Origin of the sequence: Pseudomonas fluorescens, from assembly GCF_902498065.1 — a bacterium.
Lineage (GTDB): Bacteria > Pseudomonadota > Gammaproteobacteria > Pseudomonadales > Pseudomonadaceae > Aquipseudomonas > Aquipseudomonas fluorescens_BJ.
In genome coordinates this window covers 156,634-173,686 of sequence record NZ_CABVIR010000004.1, presented here as the reverse complement: position 1 = coordinate 173,686, position 17,053 = coordinate 156,634, and the positions used below count along the sequence as shown (strand labels likewise).

The 17,053-nt window shown below is 60.5% G+C and carries 16 protein-coding genes; 11 read left to right on the top strand and 5 right to left on the bottom strand.

The genetic code is table 11. The features are described 5' to 3' along the window. Positions 1-58: 58 nt before the first annotated feature. A complete protein-coding gene (locus tag F8N43_RS16760) occupies positions 59-2,905 on the top strand; it encodes a valine--tRNA ligase (RefSeq protein WP_150631255.1) in 2,847 nt (948 codons plus the stop codon). A gap of 269 nt (positions 2,906-3,174) precedes the next feature. Beyond that, the gene (rlmF, locus tag F8N43_RS16755; protein ID WP_150631256.1) at positions 3,175-4,197 is read left to right on the top strand and encodes a 23S rRNA (adenine(1618)-N(6))-methyltransferase RlmF; all 1,023 of its coding nucleotides are present in this window, start codon (positions 3,175-3,177) and stop codon (positions 4,195-4,197) included. Positions 4,198-4,410: 213 nt separating this feature from the next. Here rlmF and F8N43_RS16750 read toward each other — a convergent pair whose 3' ends face one another. Continuing rightward, positions 4,411-4,692, bottom strand: coding sequence for an HU family DNA-binding protein (locus F8N43_RS16750; protein ID WP_007905514.1), 282 nt, complete (start codon positions 4,690-4,692; stop codon positions 4,411-4,413). 408 nt (positions 4,693-5,100) lie between these two features. Between F8N43_RS16750 and yejK the strand changes: the two genes are divergently transcribed. Together yejK and F8N43_RS16740 are read left to right on the top strand one after the other, a co-directional pair. After that, positions 5,101-6,105, top strand: coding sequence for a nucleoid-associated protein YejK (gene yejK / locus F8N43_RS16745; protein WP_150631257.1), 1,005 nt, complete (start codon positions 5,101-5,103; stop codon positions 6,103-6,105). Beyond that, a complete protein-coding gene (locus F8N43_RS16740) occupies positions 6,105-6,455 on the top strand; it encodes a glutaredoxin family protein (RefSeq protein ID WP_150639668.1) in 351 nt (116 codons plus the stop codon). Before yejK ends, F8N43_RS16740 begins: the two co-directional genes overlap by 1 nt. 78 nt (positions 6,456-6,533) lie before the next feature. Here the strand turns inward: F8N43_RS16740 and F8N43_RS16735 are convergent, their stop codons facing one another. The 4 genes from F8N43_RS16735 to F8N43_RS16720 form a co-directional block, all read right to left on the bottom strand. Beyond that, positions 6,534-7,469, bottom strand: coding sequence for a glutathione S-transferase family protein (locus F8N43_RS16735; RefSeq protein WP_150639667.1), 936 nt, complete (start codon positions 7,467-7,469; stop codon positions 6,534-6,536). A gap of 88 nt (positions 7,470-7,557) precedes the next feature. Next, the gene (locus F8N43_RS16730) at positions 7,558-7,878 is read right to left on the bottom strand and encodes a GIY-YIG nuclease family protein (RefSeq protein ID WP_150654054.1); all 321 of its coding nucleotides are present in this window, start codon (positions 7,876-7,878) and stop codon (positions 7,558-7,560) included. Between the two features lie 40 nt (positions 7,879-7,918). Continuing rightward, the gene (locus F8N43_RS16725) at positions 7,919-8,389 is read right to left on the bottom strand and encodes a nuclear transport factor 2 family protein (RefSeq protein WP_150639665.1); all 471 of its coding nucleotides are present in this window, start codon (positions 8,387-8,389) and stop codon (positions 7,919-7,921) included. 114 nt (positions 8,390-8,503) lie between these two features. Then, complete coding sequence (locus F8N43_RS16720; protein ID WP_150639664.1) at positions 8,504-9,136, bottom strand: response regulator transcription factor; 633 nt, start codon at positions 9,134-9,136, stop codon at positions 8,504-8,506. Positions 9,137-9,487: 351 nt separating this feature from the next. On the opposite strand from F8N43_RS16720, the gene F8N43_RS16715 reads away from it, so the two are divergent. From F8N43_RS16715 to F8N43_RS16685, 7 genes are all read left to right on the top strand, one after another. Further along, positions 9,488-10,126 (top strand): DUF1120 domain-containing protein, encoded by a 639-nt coding sequence (locus F8N43_RS16715; protein ID WP_150654053.1) that lies wholly within the window; start codon positions 9,488-9,490, stop codon positions 10,124-10,126. 329 nt (positions 10,127-10,455) lie between these two features. Next, a complete protein-coding gene (locus F8N43_RS16710; RefSeq protein ID WP_150639662.1) occupies positions 10,456-11,085 on the top strand; it encodes a DUF1120 domain-containing protein in 630 nt (209 codons plus the stop codon). Between the two features lie 66 nt (positions 11,086-11,151). After that, on the top strand, positions 11,152-11,772 hold the full coding sequence (locus F8N43_RS16705) for a DUF1120 domain-containing protein (RefSeq protein ID WP_150639661.1): 621 nt from the start codon (positions 11,152-11,154) through the stop codon (positions 11,770-11,772). Positions 11,773-11,823: 51 nt separating this feature from the next. After that, a complete protein-coding gene (locus F8N43_RS16700) occupies positions 11,824-12,540 on the top strand; it encodes a fimbria/pilus chaperone family protein (RefSeq protein ID WP_150639660.1) in 717 nt (238 codons plus the stop codon). A 117-nt stretch (positions 12,541-12,657) separates the two neighbouring features. Next, complete coding sequence (locus F8N43_RS16695) at positions 12,658-15,126, top strand: fimbria/pilus outer membrane usher protein (protein WP_150654052.1); 2,469 nt, start codon at positions 12,658-12,660, stop codon at positions 15,124-15,126. A gap of 10 nt (positions 15,127-15,136) precedes the next feature. Next, the gene (locus tag F8N43_RS16690; protein ID WP_150654051.1) at positions 15,137-16,279 is read left to right on the top strand and encodes a DUF1120 domain-containing protein; all 1,143 of its coding nucleotides are present in this window, start codon (positions 15,137-15,139) and stop codon (positions 16,277-16,279) included. An 82-nt stretch (positions 16,280-16,361) separates the two neighbouring features. Further along, positions 16,362-16,985: a DUF1120 domain-containing protein gene (locus F8N43_RS16685; RefSeq protein WP_150654050.1), complete on the top strand. Its 624-nt coding sequence runs from the start codon at positions 16,362-16,364 to the stop codon at positions 16,983-16,985. The last annotated feature ends 68 nt before the right edge of the window (positions 16,986-17,053 follow it).

Sequence of the window (17,053 nt, the reverse complement as noted above, 5' to 3'; positions counted from 1 at the left end):
ATGCCCCGCTATACTCGTCGGCTTTTCCTGAATTAATGCCAATAGGGTCCCGCCGCGCATGGATAAGACCTACCAGCCGCACGCCATTGAAACTTCCTGGTACAACACCTGGGAGTCAGAGAATTACTTCGCCCCGCAAGGCGCGGGCGAGTCCTACACCATCATGATCCCCCCGCCGAACGTCACCGGCAGCCTGCACATGGGGCACGGCTTCAACAACGCGATCATGGACGCCCTGATCCGTTTCCGCCGCATGCAGGGTCGCAACACCCTGTGGCAGCCGGGCACCGACCACGCCGGTATCGCCACGCAAATGCTGGTGGAACGCCAACTCGAAGCCCAGGGCCAGAATCGTCATGACCTGGGCCGTGAGAAATTCCTTGAGAAAGTCTGGGAATGGAAGGATCAGTCCGGCGGCAACATAAGCCGTCAGATCCGCCGTCTCGGCTCGTCCGTGGACTGGGGCCGTGAGCGCTTCACCATGGACGACGGCCTCTCGGAAGCGGTTAAAGAAGCGTTCGTGCGCCTGCACGAAGACGGCCTGATCTATCGCGGCAAGCGTCTGGTCAACTGGGACACCAAGTTGCACACGGCGATTTCCGACCTCGAAGTGGAAAACCACGACGAGAAAGGTTTCCTGTGGAACCTGAAGTACCCGCTGGCCGACGGCGTCAAGACCGCTGAAGGCCACGATTTCCTCATCGTCGCGACCACTCGCCCGGAAACCATGCTCGGCGACGCCGCCGTGGCCGTTAACCCGAACGACGAACGCTACAAAGCCTTGATCGGCAAATTTGTCGAGCTGCCGCTGGTCGGCCGCCGCATCCCGATCATCGCCGACGATTACTGCGATCCGGAATTCGGCACCGGTTGCGTGAAAATCACCCCGGCGCACGATTTCAACGACTACGAAGTCGGCAAGCGCCACAACCTGCCGCTGCTGAACATCTTCGACAAGAACGCCGCCGTGTTGCCGGCCTGTCAGGTGTTCAACCTCGACGGCACGCTGAACGAAAGTATCGACGGCAAGATCCCGGCCGAATACGTCGGCCTCGACCGCTTCGAAGCGCGCAAGCAAATCGTTGCCGCGTTCGATGCGGCCGGTCTGCTGGTCAGCGTCAATGATCACGCGCTGAAAGTGCCGAAAGGCGACCGTTCCGGCACCATCATCGAGCCGTGGCTGACCGACCAATGGTACGTGTCCACCAAGCCGTTGGCCGAGCCAGCGATTGCCGCCGTTGAAGACGGCCGTATCCAGTTCGTGCCAAAACAGTACGAAAACATGTACTTCTCGTGGATGCGCGACATCCAGGATTGGTGCATCAGCCGTCAGTTGTGGTGGGGCCACCGGATTCCGGCCTGGTACGACGAGTCGGGCAAGGTCTATGTCGGTCGCGACGAAGCCGAAGTGCGTGCCAAGAACAACCTCGGCCCGGACGTTGCGCTGCAACAGGACAACGACGTTCTCGACACCTGGTTCAGTTCGGGCCTGTGGACGTTCTCCACCCTGGGCTGGCCTGAGCAGACTGAATTCCTGAAGAAATTTCACTCCACCGACGTGCTGGTCACCGGCTTCGATATCATTTTCTTCTGGGTTGCCCGGATGATCATGCTCACCATGCATTTGGTGAAAAACGAAGACGGCACGCCGCAGGTTCCGTTCAAGACCGTTTATGTGCACGGTCTGGTGCGAGATGGCCAGGGCCAGAAGATGTCCAAGTCCAAGGGCAACGTCCTTGACCCGCTGGACATCATCGACGGTATCGAGCTGGAAGCGCTGGTGCAGAAACGCACCTCCGGCATGATGCAGCCGAAACTGGCGAAGAAGATCGAGAAGCAGACTCGCGACGAGTTCGCCGACGGCATCGCCAGCTACGGCACCGATGCCCTTCGTTTCACCTTCTGCTCGCTGGCGTCCACCGGTCGCGACATCAAGTTCGACATGGGCCGCGTCGAAGGCTATCGCAACTTCTGCAACAAGATCTGGAACGCGGCGCGCTATGTGCTGGACAAGGGCGAAGACTGTGGCCAGAACGGCGAAGCCTACGAGCTGTCGCTGGCGGATCGCTGGATCATCTCGCAGCTGCAACGCACCGAAGCTGAAGTGACTCGCCAACTCGACCAGTTCCGCTTCGACCTGGCGGCACAAGCCTTGTACGAGTTCATCTGGAACCAGTACTGCGACTGGTACCTGGAACTGTCCAAGCCTGTGCTGTGGGACGAGAACGCACCGGTCGAGCGTCAGCGCGGTACGCGTCGCACGCTGGTTCGGGTACTGGAGGTCGCGCTGCGCCTGGCGCATCCGTTCATGCCGTTCATCACCGAAGAAATCTGGCAGCGCATCGCGCCGCTGGCCGGTATCGAAGGCAAGACAATCATGCTGCAGCCTTGGCCAGTGGCGAACGAAGCGCGTATCGATCAGGGCGCCGAAGATGACATCGAATGGCTGAAAACCTTGATGCTCGGCACGCGCAATATCCGCGCCGAGATGAACATCGGGCCGGGCAAACCGCTGAACCTGTTCCTGAAGAACGTCAGCGCTGAAGATCAGCGTCGTCTCACCGAGAACGAAGCCCTGTTGAAGAAACTGGCTCGCCTCGAATCGATCACCGTCCTGGCTGCCGGCGAAGAAGCACCGCTGTCCGCCACCGCGCTGGTGGGCGAGATGGAAGTGCTGGTGCCGATGGCCGGCCTGATCGACAAGGACGCCGAACTGGCACGTCTGGACAAGGAAATCCTGCGTCTGCAGGGCGAAGTCCAGCGTGTGGGCGGCAAGCTATCGAACGCCGGTTTCGTCGACAAGGCCCCGGCCGAAGTCATCGAGAAAGAACGCGCCAAACTGGCTGAAGCCGAACAGGCTTTGGGCAAACTGGCCGAGCAGCATGCGCGGATTGCCAGCCTGTAACGGCAACGCGCAATGAAAGAGGGAGGCCAACAATGGCCTCCCTTTTTTGTGCCCGACGCTTTCTCCCCATCAGCGCAAATCCCCTGTGGGAGCGAGCTTGCTCGCGATAGCGGACTTTCAGCCACCATCAATGTTGAATGTCATGGCCCCATCGCGAGCAGGCTCACTCCTACAGAGGGATGACGCGGTGTTTGTCACAATTGCGTTCACAAGGCCCGGATGTGGGACAATGCCCACCACTTTTAGCCATACCCGAATCGACAACGCCCATGAACGCCCCCCGCACTCCCCGCCCCGCGCGCAAGAAGCCTGACTCCGCCACCCCGGCCAAAGCCGTGGAACCACGTCCGAAGGCCAGCCTGCACCCGCGCAATCGCCATCAGGGTCGCTACGACTTCCCGGAGCTGATCAAGAGCACGCCGGAACTGGCGAAGTTCGTGATCACCAACCCGTACGGCAAGGAAAGCATCGACTTCGCCAGCCCCGACGCGGTGCGCGTGTTCAACCGGGCGCTGCTCAAGTCGTTTTATGGCGTGGCGCATTGGGACATTCCGGCCGATTACCTGTGCCCGCCGGTGCCGGGGCGTGCTGACTATGTGCACTTCCTGGCCGACCTGCTGGCCAGCGTCAATGACGGAGAGATCCCGCGCGGCGCGCCGGTCAAGGTGCTCGATATCGGCATGGGCGCCAACTGCGTCTATCCGTTGATCGGTTACAGCGACTACCGCTGGCACTTCCTCGGCTCGGAAATCGACCCGACCGCTGTGGCCGCCGCCAAAGCCATCGTCCAGTCCAACGGTCTGAACAAGGCCATTCAGTTGCGCCAGCAGACTAATCCCAAGCACATTCTGCTGGGCTTGCTCGAACCCGGCGAACGCTTTGACCTGACCATGTGCAATCCACCGTTCCACGCTTCGATGGACGAAGCGACCAAGGGCAGCGAGCGTAAATGGCGCGCACTCGGTCGCGCCGACCCGAAACGCAAATTGCCGGTGCTGAACTTTGGTGGTCAGTCGGCCGAACTGTGGTGCGAGGGCGGCGAAGCGCGTTTTGTGACGCAACTGATCGCCGAGAGCGCGCATTTTCAACACAAAGTGCTGTGGTTCAGCACCCTGGTCTCGAAAGCCTCGAACCTGCCGGCGATTCAGACGGCGCTGAAAAAGGCCGGCGTGCTGGAAAGCCAGGTCGTGGAAATGTCCCAGGGCCAGAAGCAAAGCCGCTTCGTCGCCTGGACCTTCCAGACCAAATCCGAGCAACAGGTGTGGCGCGAGCGTTGGGCGCGTAAAAGCTGAGTAAAGGTTGGCCTCGCCTCTCCGAGCGCTACAAATATCCTGTGGGAGCGGGCTTGCCCGCGATTAGGCCCTCTGATCCAGCATTGATGTGACTGATACACCGCCATCGCGGGCAAGCCCGCTCCCACAGGATTCGCAGTGTCCGAAAATATCCAGGACACAAAAAAGCCGTGCCCGGATCGCTCCGGAGCACGGCTTTTTTTTTACTGCGTCTTACTTGTTAACAGCGTCGGTCAGGCCTTTGGCCACAACCAGCTTGATAACTTTCTTGGCAGCGATTTCGATGGCAGCGCCAGTCGAAGGGTTACGGCCGGTACGGGCAGGACGCTCAGTCACTTTCAGTTTGCCGATACCTGGCAGAGTGATTTCGCCGCCGTTTTCCAGCTGATCGGCAACGATTTGGCCCAGTTGGTCCAGAGCATTACGCGCGGTGGTTTTTGGCGCGTCGATAGCTTCAGCGATGTCGGCGATCAGTTGGTCTTTAGTAAGAGCCATGTAGTGTTCCTTCCCTATCAAATTCATATGGATTGCAGAGTGCAGTGTCAGCCATCGAGCCCGATCTTCTGGATCTGGCACCCTCGGCCAATAACCACGGGATCGGGGTTATAGATACCGAAATCAGGGTTTGGTTCGACCTGACAAATGCTGAATGCACGCTTAACGCAGTGACTTCGCGCAAGACCGGGCAAAACTAGCACAGAGACGGGGAAATATCCGCCTCTAGCTAGCCATTTGGTCAGCTTTATTGCTCTAAAACCGGAAAAAATTGCATAAGCGCCATCGCACGGCTACGAATTGCCCTTCGCACCGCGCCAAAACCAGTGGTTGCGGTACACTTGGCACTTTTTCGGGAGCCTGTGCCCTGCTCTCTCCAACCAGCCGCTTCAAACAGCCGAGAAGCCCATGCCGATCCGTCATTGCATCGTCCACCTGATCGACAAAAAACCCGATGGCACACCCGCAGTTCTCCACGCTCGTGACTCGGAACTGGCCGAGTCCGGCGCCATCGAGAACATGCTTGCCGACCTCAACGAGAGCTACAACGCCAAACAAGGCAAGGCCTGGGGTTTCTTCCATGCCGAGTCCGGGGCGCATCCGTTCAGCGGCTGGCTGAAGGAATACCTCGACGGCGGCAAGGATTTCACGGCGTTCAGTCGTGTGGCGGTGGAGCACCTGCAAAAGCTGATGGAAGAGTCGAACCTCTCGGTGGGCGGCCACGTGCTGTTTGCGCATTACCAGCAGGGCATGACCGATTACCTGGCGATCGCCCTGTTGCACCACAGTGAAGGCGTTGCAGTGACCGATGAGCTGGACGTGACCCCGTCCCGCCACCTCGACCTTGGCCAGTTGCACCTCGCGGCGCGGATCAACGTCTCGGAGTGGCAGAACAACAAACAGTCCAAGCAGTACATTTCGTTCATCAAAGGCAAGAACGGCAAAAAGGTTTCGGAGTATTTCCGCGACTTCATCGGCTGCCAGGAAGGGGTCGACGGTCCCGGCGAAACCCGCACGCTGCTCAAGGCGTTCAGCGATTTCGTGGAAAGCGAAGACCTGCCGGAAGAGTCCGCCCGCGAAAAAACCAAGACCCTGGTGGATTACGCCAGCAGCCAGGCAAAAATGGGCGAGCCCATGGGCCTGGAAGAACTCTCCGGGCTGATTGACGAAGAACGCCCGAAAGCCTTCTACGATCACATCCGCAACAAGGACTACGGCCTGTCGCCGGAGATTCCGGCGGACAAACGCACCCTGAACCAGTTCCGTCGCTTCACCGGTCGCGCCGAAGGTCTGTCGATCAGCTTCGAAGCGCATCTGCTGGGCTCGAAGATCGAGTACGACGAAGAAGCCGGCACGCTGATCATCAAAGGCCTGCCGACTCAGCTGACTGACCAGCTCAAGCGACGCAACTGATGCTTGGCGGCGTGCTGAAGAAATGCCTGCTGATCCTGCTGGTGGTCGTGGTTTATCAGAACTGGGGCAAGATCGAGCGGGTGTTCAATCCTTCGCAGGTGGTGTCCGAACAGACCCAGGCCAAGGCCAACGTCGTGCTCTACGCCACTGAATGGTGTGGTTACTGCAAACTGACCCGGCGCTTTCTCGATCAGAAAGGCATTCCGTACAAAGCATTCGATATCGAGAAGGACGCCGAGGCGCGCAAGGCCTACGAGGCGTTGGGTGGCGGCGGGATTCCGATCATCGATGTCAACGGGACGCTGATTCGTGGGTATGACCCGGATGCCATTCTTGCGGCCCTGAAGTAACTCTCCAGCACGACACAATCCTTTGCAGGCGCTGGCTTGCCAGCGCCTGCAGGTCGGTGCATGACCAGTAATCCGCGCTTACTGTTTTTCGATGCGAAAACCAAACCGCGGAAAGTGCACATGCACCACACCGCCACGTTCGTCTTCGCGGCGCAGAATCAATTCCTCCCGCCCGGCAAACAGCAACTCCCCGGCCACCGGATCAACACCGTAATCGGTCGCCGCGATGACCACCTGCTGACCCAACTCAAACCCGTTAGGCTCGTCGGACTGCTCATCCGGCAACGCGGCCGGTGTCGCCTTGCGCGCCACTTCCAACGCCTCTTCGGACGTCATCTCGCTGGACGCGCCATGACCGAAGCCCATCACCCGCCCGAACCACGCAGAAACCGCCGGATAGGCATCGACCAACGGTGCAGTCACCGGCGTAGCCTTGAGGAACCACAGGCAGTGCGCCAGGGCAAAGTCGGCAATCGACGGTTCGCCGAACAGGAAGTCGCCCTGCTCGCGCTGAAGCTGCTGCTCCAGGCGCCCCATGATCGTCGGCCATTGATGCCGGGCTTGCTCGGCGGACAACCGGGTAGCGCTGCCGCCACTGAACAACCCGGCGCGATCGGCCAGGAACGCCTTGATCGCTTCTGGCGGCATAGCGCCGAAGCGCACAGCGATCGATTCCGGCTGAAACACCAGGCTGACCGCATGCTGGAACACCACCGAGTCCGCCCACGCGGCGAAGGTTGCAGTGATCATTTCCTGACCTTCCGGGAAGAACGCCGGCAAGGCTTTTTCCTGCTCCAGTCGACGGGCGATCAGCGAAGTGTCGCAATAAATATCAGCGCCTATCTGCAACACCGGGGTCTTGCGATAGCCGCCAGTCAGGGCCGTCAGATCAGGCTTTGGCATCACCGGCGAAATTTTTACCGAGCGCCAGGACAGCCCCTTGAAGCCCAGCAGCAGGCGGGCCTTTTCGGCGAAAGGGGACGTCGGGTAATGATGAAGAATCAACTCGGACATGCTCGGCTCCGCCGCACGGATAGGGAATCCGCAGCTTAGCGCGCATTGCGCGAGCCTCCCACCCATCCGCCTGATGGGAACTTATCAGTCAGATTGATAAGGCGGCCGCAAACGTCGCCACCAGGCACTCCTTGGCGCTTTTCTTGAGTTTTTTGATCAGCCGTTCCTGGCGCAGCGCTTCGCTTTTATCGCGACAGACTTCGGTATAGACCAACGCAACAGCCGGACTGGAGAGAAAGAAGCGCGCGCCTTTACCGCTCTGATGAGTGGCGAAGCGGCGGACGGGATCGTCGCTGATCCCGCAGTAGAGCGAACCGTTGGCCGCGCGAACGAGGTAGACGAACCAGGGCTTGCTGACCGGCAGCGTCGGTTCGGCGGCATTGGCGGCGGGTTCGCTCGGCGTGTTCACGTGACGATCAAGGCTTGAAAGGAAACAAGCCGCGATCTTATCAGCGACTGGCCTGAAATGCCTTCAGCCCCTTCAAGGCCTGAGCGCGAACGGCGTTTCTCACCAAAGGCGTCCAGCCCAGCAGCAGGCCCTTGAACCCCAGTGCCTGACGCGACCAGGTCCACAGATCAAAACTGTCGTGATGCTCGCAGATCTTGCCATCGCGAAAGACAAAACGGGCCTGAATGTCGTTGATCACGGTATTGCCGGTCTGGCTGAACAGGTACGTCGCCACCCAATGCGCGCCGCCGCTGCGTTCATCGCTGCGCACGTTATCGAAGGTCAGGGAAAAGTCCTTGGCCCGGGTGGTGAGCATGCGCCACATGTCGCCCGCGTCGCGCCCGCGCAATTCGCCAAATGCCGGATCACTGAACACCACGTCGTCGGTGTAGCAGGCGCTCATGGCCTCGGCATCCAGACGCTGGAAGGCTTCGTAGAACCGGGTAATCAAGGCGTTGTGGGCATCACTCATGGATAGGCTCCCTGGTTTGAAAACGGGCTTCGTAGAATTGCCTGCACGATAGTCAACTAATGGCCGGAACACTACCGGCATTCGTGGCGCAAATACCCTCTGGTGTGCCCAAGCCTAATGCACCATGCCACTCTCGCGGGCATAGGCAAACAGGTCCACATCCGTGGAAATGCCCAGCCGCTGCATGGCCATGCTTTTCTGTTTGCTGATGGTGGAAACGCTGCGTTTGAAGTAGCCGGCGATTTCACTGACGGTCATGCCACTGGCGAGCATTCTGACCACTTCGTGCTCTTTAGCGGAAAGCACAGCGGAACTCGACTGACCGCGCGCGTCTGCCTGAAGCATCGCAGTGCGCAACGACTCGCTGATATAACCGCGACCTTCACCCACTGATTTGATCGCCAGGGGCAGTTCCTTGGCCGACGCGCTTTTGTCGATGATCGCCACCACGCCGAGTGCGAACGCCGCCCGCAGTGTGGTGACGTTGGCAAACATCGTGACCAGAATGATCGGCATCGTCGGGTAGCTGCGTCGCACCCGGCTCAGCATTTTCAGCCCGTCGGCCTGCAGGTTGCCCGGCATGCAGAAGTCGGTGATCAACAGATCACAAGGCGTCGTGTACAGCAGACTCAACAGACTGTCGGGGCCCTCCGCCTCCCCTACCACCACACATGTCCGGTTCAGATCGACGAGCATTCGCATGCCGATACGAACGACCGGATGGTCGTCAGCAATGATTACGCGCATTGTCGGATTTATCCTGTTTGGTGACTGGAATGCGCGAAAAATAGCGCCGTCCGGGTCCTACCACAACGCCCTTTCCCGAGCGTAAAACCACCTCACCCAATGTAATCGGGGGCCTGTTCTTTCTCCTATAAAACAAAAAGAACCGCCCTACATTTACAAGCTACATCGGCCACACAGAAGGACTACAAACATCGCGACGCAGAAAGACGATCGCAGCCCGCAACACGCTTACATACACCAGGCTCGCCGTTTTCGTATTAGTTGCATTCCGCCTGCACCCCTCGGCCGATAGATTGCGCCCTGCCCGCACAGGGCAATTCCAGCAGTCCTTCATCAAGGAAGACCCGACACATGAACAAACGTCTATCGCTGCTGACGGCAGCTTTACTTCTGGCAGGCGCATCGTCGGCATTCGCGGCGTCGAGCACTGACCTGACGGTAACGGGCATCATCACACCGGCCGCTTGCACCCCGAGCCTGACCAATGGCGGTATCTTCGATTACGGGAAAAGATCCGCGAAAGATCTGAATCAGATCGTCTACACGCCACTCGGCGAACAGACCATTCAACTGACGGTTAACTGCGATGCAGCCGAGCAGTTTGCGATCAGCCTCGCAGACAACCGAAAGAACACAGCAAGCCTGATTGGTGGCGTGCAGAACTTCGGTCTGGGACTGATCAACGGAAATGAAAGGCTGGGCGACTACTACCTGAGTTTCAAAAAGCCGGTCGCTGATCTCGCAGTGCAACTACTGTCGTCGCATGACGAGGGAAAAAGCTGGCGGGTTTATCCAGAAGAAGATTTTATTCCACGGACCTATTGGGTTGCGTTTGGCAACGCTACCGGTAGTGGTTATGCACCTGACTTCCTTCGCGCCGTGACGGTGGATATTGTGGCCACTGCCTTGATCGCCCCTGCCAACACTCTGACTCTGACCGACGAAGTAAAACTGGACGGTTCCGCAACACTGCAGATCGAGTACCTGTAACCCGCCATCCTCTGACCGGCAACGCCTGACATCTCGCGTTGCCCGCTCTCCCGGTACGCCTGTCAATAACGACCTCCCTCCTCGCGCAACGCGCAACGGATCTGCAACTTACGCCTACAAAACCAAAAGAAATGCCCTACGCCTGCAGGGCCATTCACCCCACATCAAAATCCCACAAAAACCACCCGGGACAACCCGCAACATACGTTCATACACCGCGGTGCCGTTTTTCGTATTAGTTGCATTCCGCCTGGCGACCTCGACCGATAGATTGCGCCCTGTCCGTATAGGGCAACTCCCAACAGTCTTTCATCAACGAAGAGCCATACATGAACAAGCGTTTATCCCTTTTGACCGCTGCCTTGCTGCTGACCGGTGCATCGTCGGCGTTCGCGGCGTCCAGTACTGACCTGACGGTGACGGGCATCATTACTCCGGTGGCCTGTGAACCGACTCTCGCCAACGGTGGTGTCATTGATTACGGAAAAATCTCCGCGAAAGACCTGCGTGAAACTGCTCACACCCCACTCGACATCAAAACCATTCAGCTCACAGTGAACTGCGATGCATCAGCGCAGTTTGCGATCAGTACTCTCGACAACCAGGCAGGCACAGCAAGTCTGGGTAGCGAGATGGGGTTGGGCCTGATCAATGGAACTGAAAAACTGGGCTACTACCAGTTGGGTTTCAAAAACCCGGTCGCAAACGTTCCGGTGAGCGTTGGGTATTCAAGGAACGAGGGCGCCACCTGGACAGGGCTTGCCGATGACGAAGCGAAGCTACCGAACGACTGGATCGCGTTTGGCAACCGGATCAGTGGCACCTGGACACCTGAGTTCGTTGAAAACGTCACAGTGGACATGTGGCTAAACACCTCCATCGCCCCCGCCAACAGCCTGACCCTGACCGACGAAATCGCACTCGACGGCTCTGCAACCCTACAGATCGAGTACCTGTAACCCTCCGCCATCAACGGGTAACGCCCGGAACACAGCGTTACCCGCTCACTCAAAGGACGACCCATCATGGACAGATGCTCCCTCGCTCTATTGACCCCACTGCTGATCGCCTGCGTCCCCGTGGCCCTCGCCGCCAGCAGCACCCACCTGAGCGTCACCGGCCTGATCACCCCCAGCGCCTGCACACCCAGCCTGTCCGGCGGCGGCATCGTCGACCACGGTAAAGTCACGGTGAAAAACCTGAGACCGGACCAGCCCACAGCCCTGGAAAACAGCACGCTGTATCTGCAGGTGAATTGCGGTGGCGCCACGCCGTTTACCCTGACGACGATCGACAACCGCGAAGGCACTTCCGCCATCCACCCCAATAGTCACGGGCTGGGCACCATCAACGACGACCAGAACCTGGGCAGCGTTGCACTGGGCCTGTTCGATACGGTGGCCGATGGGGCTGCGGTGAGATCCATCATTTCCCTCAACGACGGTGCCACCTGGCGAGTGTCCTCCTACCTGGGACACGCTGGCCAGACCGCGTTCGCGGCATTGAACGACCTGAGCACACCGATTGCCATCAAGGATTTGCGTGCGCGGCTCACGGCGTTTACCACCATCGTTGGCGCCAACGACCTGCCGCTGACCGATGAAATCCCCATCGACGGGCACGTCACCGTGCAACTGAACTACTGATCGGCCGGTGTTGCCGGTTCCATTTTTTTTGAACATTCAATGAGACTCGTCATGACGATGTTTTCCAAAGTCACCCGTCATCTGTTCCATTCCGGCCTCGGCGCATTTGCGCTGCTGCTGACCGCACACGCCCAGGCCGACGGCATGGTGCCGAACACTTCGGTGGTCATCGTCAACGAGGCTGACGGCGAAGCGTCCGTGTCCGTAACCAACACCGATGCCAACCTGGCGTTGATGCACGTCACCCTCGAAGACATTGCAGAAGACAGCGAATCGCTGGTGTTCGTGACGCCACCGCTGGCACGCGTCGAAGCGGGCAAGACCCAATTGGTGCGGTTCATTCTGCAATCGGAAAAACCCTTGCTGACCCAGCGTTTGAAGCGGGTGATCTTCGAAGGCATACCCCAGGGCAAAACCCCCGCCGAAGCCGGACAGGCACGAGTCGGCGTAACCGTGCGGCAGAATTTGCCGGTGATCCTGCACCCCAAAGGCCTGGCGCCCAATCGCACGCCGTGGACCGACCTGAAATGGTCGCTGAAGGACGGTCAACTGACCGTGCGCAACGACACGCCTTACGTGGTCCGTCTGGGCCAGGAAGTGCAATTGTTGCCGGCGGCGGGCAACGCGATGTTGCCGAAAACCTACGTGCTGCCCGGTGAGCACATCAGCATCAAGGTGCCCGAAGGCGCCGCCACGCAGGTGCGTTTTCAACCGGCGACGGTCTACGGCTTTGCAGTGCCGCATTACGAGGCGCCCATCCAGTCCTGAATCCCTATGACGGCGTCATCAAGGAACGATGAGCGCCCATGTTTCAAGGCGACGGTCGCTTGGCCGTTGCCACAGGCGTGCCGGTAGACGCACGCCGCAATAACCCAAGTGAACCCGATGACCACAGTATCAATTTACCGTGATGGCGAAGCCGTGCCCGTTATTCGGGCCGGCGCTCGCCCTCATCCATGGCAGCGACGAACCACGGTGGCGTTGCTGCTGAGCAACGCGCTGATGATGCTCGACGCCCACGGTGAGGCGTCGTTGCCGGCGTCGTTCGACAAAGACACGTTGCTGCAGCGCGGCATCGATCCGGCGCTGGCGACGTTGCTGATGCAGGCGCCGCAGTTCACGGCCGGCCGCCATCCGGTCACGCTCACCGTCAACGGCCAGCGCCATGGCCGGGTCGACGTCACGTTCAATCGCGAAGGGGCGTTGTGCTTCGATCGCGCGCTGCTCGATGCGGCGAACCTTACGGTGCCTGCGCTGACGCTGGACGCTGGCCCGTGCCACGATTTTCTGGGCAGCGCACCGCAGACCGTCATCGAACCGGACCCGGCGAACCTGGCCCTGTCGTTGATCGTGCCCACCGACGCGATACGCCCCACGGCCCGGGATTTCTCCGGCTATCAAACCGGCGGCATTGCCGGTTTGATCAACTACGACGTCACCGGTTTGCACAGCCGTTCCGGCGACAGCACCAGCCGCTACGCCTCGGCCAACACCGAACTGGGCTTCAATGCCGGTGACTGGATCGTGCGCAGCCGTCAGGTGCAGACCTGGCAGGACGACATTTCCCGCACCACGCACATTGCGGCCTACGCCCAGCGCACTTTCGCCAGCCACGAAGCGGTGCTGCAAGCGGGTCAGATCAACCTCTACAACCCGGTGCTCGCCGGTGCGCAGATCACCGGCGTGCAAGTGCTGAACGAGCAGGCGCTGCAAGTCGAAGAGCAAGGCGCGGTCATAGAAGGGATCGCCAACAGTCAGGCCCAGGTCGAGGTCCGCCAGAATGGTTCGCTGATCCATTCCACGGTGGTGCCGGCCGGGCCGTTCGCACTCACCAACGTGCGCCGACTCAACACGCGCTCCGACGTGGAAGTCACGATCAAAGAGGACGACGGCAGCGAGCGCAGTTTTACCGTGCCGGCCGCAATGTTGGGGATCAGCCTGCCCGCGCCCGGTTATTCGCTGGGCGTCGGTCAGGTGCGCAGTGTCGGTGACGCGCAGGGAGGCGATCCCTGGGTCATCAGCGGCGGCTGGAGCGGTGCGCTCACCCCGCAAGTGTTGCTCAGTGCCGGCCTGACCGGCGCCGCCGACTATCGCGCGGCGGGTGGCAGCGTCGGCCTGTTGCCCTCGCCCGTGACCCAGGTGCAAGCCACGCTGACCGGCGCGGACGCCAGCGGCAAGCAAGCCAGTCAGGGGCTTCAGGCAGACCTGAGCGTCTCACATCGGTTGAACGAGCAGTGGGCGCTCAATGCCGGCAGTTCTTACCGAACCCAGGGCTACCGGGAGCTGGAAGATGCGGTATTCGCCAACACCTCCGACAACAGCCAATCCCGTTACCGCGATCAGCAAAACGCGGCCCTGTCGTGGTCGCATCCATGGCTCGGCGCTTTCAGCAGCGGCGTCAGCCGGTCCAGCTCGTTCGACGGCCAAAGCAGCAGCCGCGCCCTCGCGTCCTGGGGCACCAGCATCGCGGGCGTATCCGTCTCGGCGACCGCCGAATGGCAGGTCAGCGGTTCGAACCGCAACGATGACAGCGTCTACCTGAACCTCAGCATTCCGCTGGGCGAGAACCGCCGGGCGCGCACCTGGGTGCGCAGTTCCGCCGGCGAATACCGCAGCGGCGTGGGCTTGAGTGAACGGGTCAACGATCAACTGGGTTACCGGGTCGGCGTCGAACACGACACCCGCAACAAACAGGTGCAGTCCACGGCCGGCGTTTCGCTGCTGCCGCGCTACACCCAGCTCGATCTCAATTACACCCGCGCCGATGCCGAGCGCTCCAGCTATCAGGCCAGCGCTCGTGGCGGCGCAGTGTTGCACGGTGGCGGCGTGACGCTGTCGCCGTACCCGGTGAGCGACACCTTTGCGCTGCTGTCGGTGGGCGACATGGGTTCGATCAAAGTGTCGACGCCCAGCGGTCCGGTGTGGACCGACTGGCAAGGTCAGGCGGTGATCCCGCAAGTGACGGCTTACGGCAACAGCCCGGTGGAAGTCGACACCAAAACCCTGCCGCGCAACGCCGACATTCATAACGGGCTGGCGGTGATTTCGGCCGGTCGCGGTGCTGTGGACACCGTTGAATTCGGCCTGACGATGACCCGTCGTGCCTTGCTCAAGGCCACCACCGCCAACGGCGCGCCCCTGCCACGCGGTGCCTCCGTGAACACCGAAGATGGCGAGTTCGTGACCCTGGTGCAGGACGGCGGCCTGGTGTTTTTGCCCAACGTCCTCGACCGCCGCGCGTTATGGATCAGCGCGCCGGGGCTGGAGCGCTGCGAACTGCGCTTCGAACTGCCCGCCGACGCCGACACCAACGCGTACTACGAAACCGCCCCCGCCAAGTGCCGAGCCCTTTGAGGATGACTTCATGAACCTGTCGCGCTATCTGCTGTTGACCCTCGCGCCGCTGGCACTGAGCGGATTCACGCCACTGGCCTCGGCGTCCACCGACGACTGCCAGTTCAACCTGAGCCAGCCGGTGCTCGATTACGGGCTGATGAACCGGGCGATACGGCCCGATGCCGCACCGGAGCGCAACCTCGGTGAGCGCCAGCTCAGCCTGACCTTGAACTGTTCGCAGCCCATCGACATGAGCCTGTTCTACCGGGCGATGGCCGCGACCGCTGAACGCTTTCACTTTGCCGAACGCGGCAGCTATCAGATGCGTATTCGCGATGCCGTGCTCGATGGCCAAGCGGTCGATATCGGGTTGATTGCCGGGGTCGGGCAGCCGCCCGCCGAAACGGCCCCGAACCTGATCTGGCGACCGAAGCACGGGGTCGTCCCGGTGCAGGCCGGCGTGCCGGTGCAGGGGCGCAGTTTCTCGGCGCAGCTTGAGCTGACGGCCTGGGTTCAAGAGCAAGGCATGCAAGTGCGTGACGCGGTGACCTGGGAAGCCTTCGGGGTGTTCGATGCAGTTGGCGCCGGACGCACCCGCGAGGCGACCCTGCGCGCCCGCTTCGCTCCGGCGGCCTGCGAGCCGGTGCTGTCCAACGGCGGCGTGGTCGACTTCGGCACCCTGTCGAGAAAAGACCTGCATGCAGACAAGGACACACGTCTGCCGCCCAGGTCGTTGTCGCTGATGGTCGGCTGCGACGCGCCGGCGTCCTTCGCCTTGGTCATGCATGACAACCGCTCGGGTTCGGCGACGCTCGACAGCGAGATTGACTACGGCCTGGGCAAGGACAGCCGCGGCAACAGGATTGGCCGTTTTTCACTGCGCGTGGACCCGGCCACCGCCAATGCCGACGGCTTCGCCCGCCTCTACCGAACCGACTCCAGCACCGCCGGCACGGCCTGGAGCAACGGCAGCGCCAACCCGATCGCCATCGGCAAAAGCCGTTACCTGGCGTTCACCGACAACGCCGGCAGCGGCGCCGGCCCGGTGCTGATCCAGAACCTCAGCACCACGGTGACCGTCGACGCCGTCATCGCCCCCACCCACAGCCTGGACCTGAGCAGCGCCATCAATCTCGATGGCGCGGGAACGATCGAGATTATTTACCTGTAACACCCAACCCGATCCTGCTGGATCCGGGGCGCACTTGAGCGTCTCGGGGCAGACAGGGCACAACCTGAGAAGTGAGTAAACAATGATTAAAAAGTACTTTGCAGCACTCTCCGCCACTGCGCTGATTGGCGTTGCACCTTATGCACTGGCGGCTTCGAGCACTGATTTGACGGTGACAGGCGCTATTACCCCGAACGCGTGTACGCCGACGCTTTCCGGTGGAGGGATCGTCGATCATGGCAAGCTTTCAGCCAAAGACTTGAATCAGGACAAACCCACGAACCTGCCTTTCGAAACATTGCAGCTAGCCGTGAACTGTGACGCACCCGTCGCGTTCAGGCTGCTTCCGACCGATAACAAATCCGGAACGCGTACTGGTAACAATCAATTCGGCCTGGGCTATATCAATGTCGATCAGAAGCTCGGCAGTTTCGACGTACGGTTTATGGCACCGATAGGAGATGGCGTTGCCGTGTCTCCATTGAGATCCCCAGACAATGGCAACACGTGGAAGAATGAAGTTTATTTCTCCAATGAAAAACTCTCCGCGTTTGGTGCGCTCGGTGGCCCGACAACGCCAATTGCAATCAAGGACCTGCAGACAGACCTTAGGATCTGGACCGAAATCGCCCGCGCCGACTCACTGGACCTGACCAACGACGTCCTGCTCGACGGCTCGGTCACCCTCACCATCGACTACCCATAACACCGTAGCCCGACCTTGCCCGAGGTCCTGCTTCGGGCAAGGACTGATTCCGCTCACCACACAGCGAA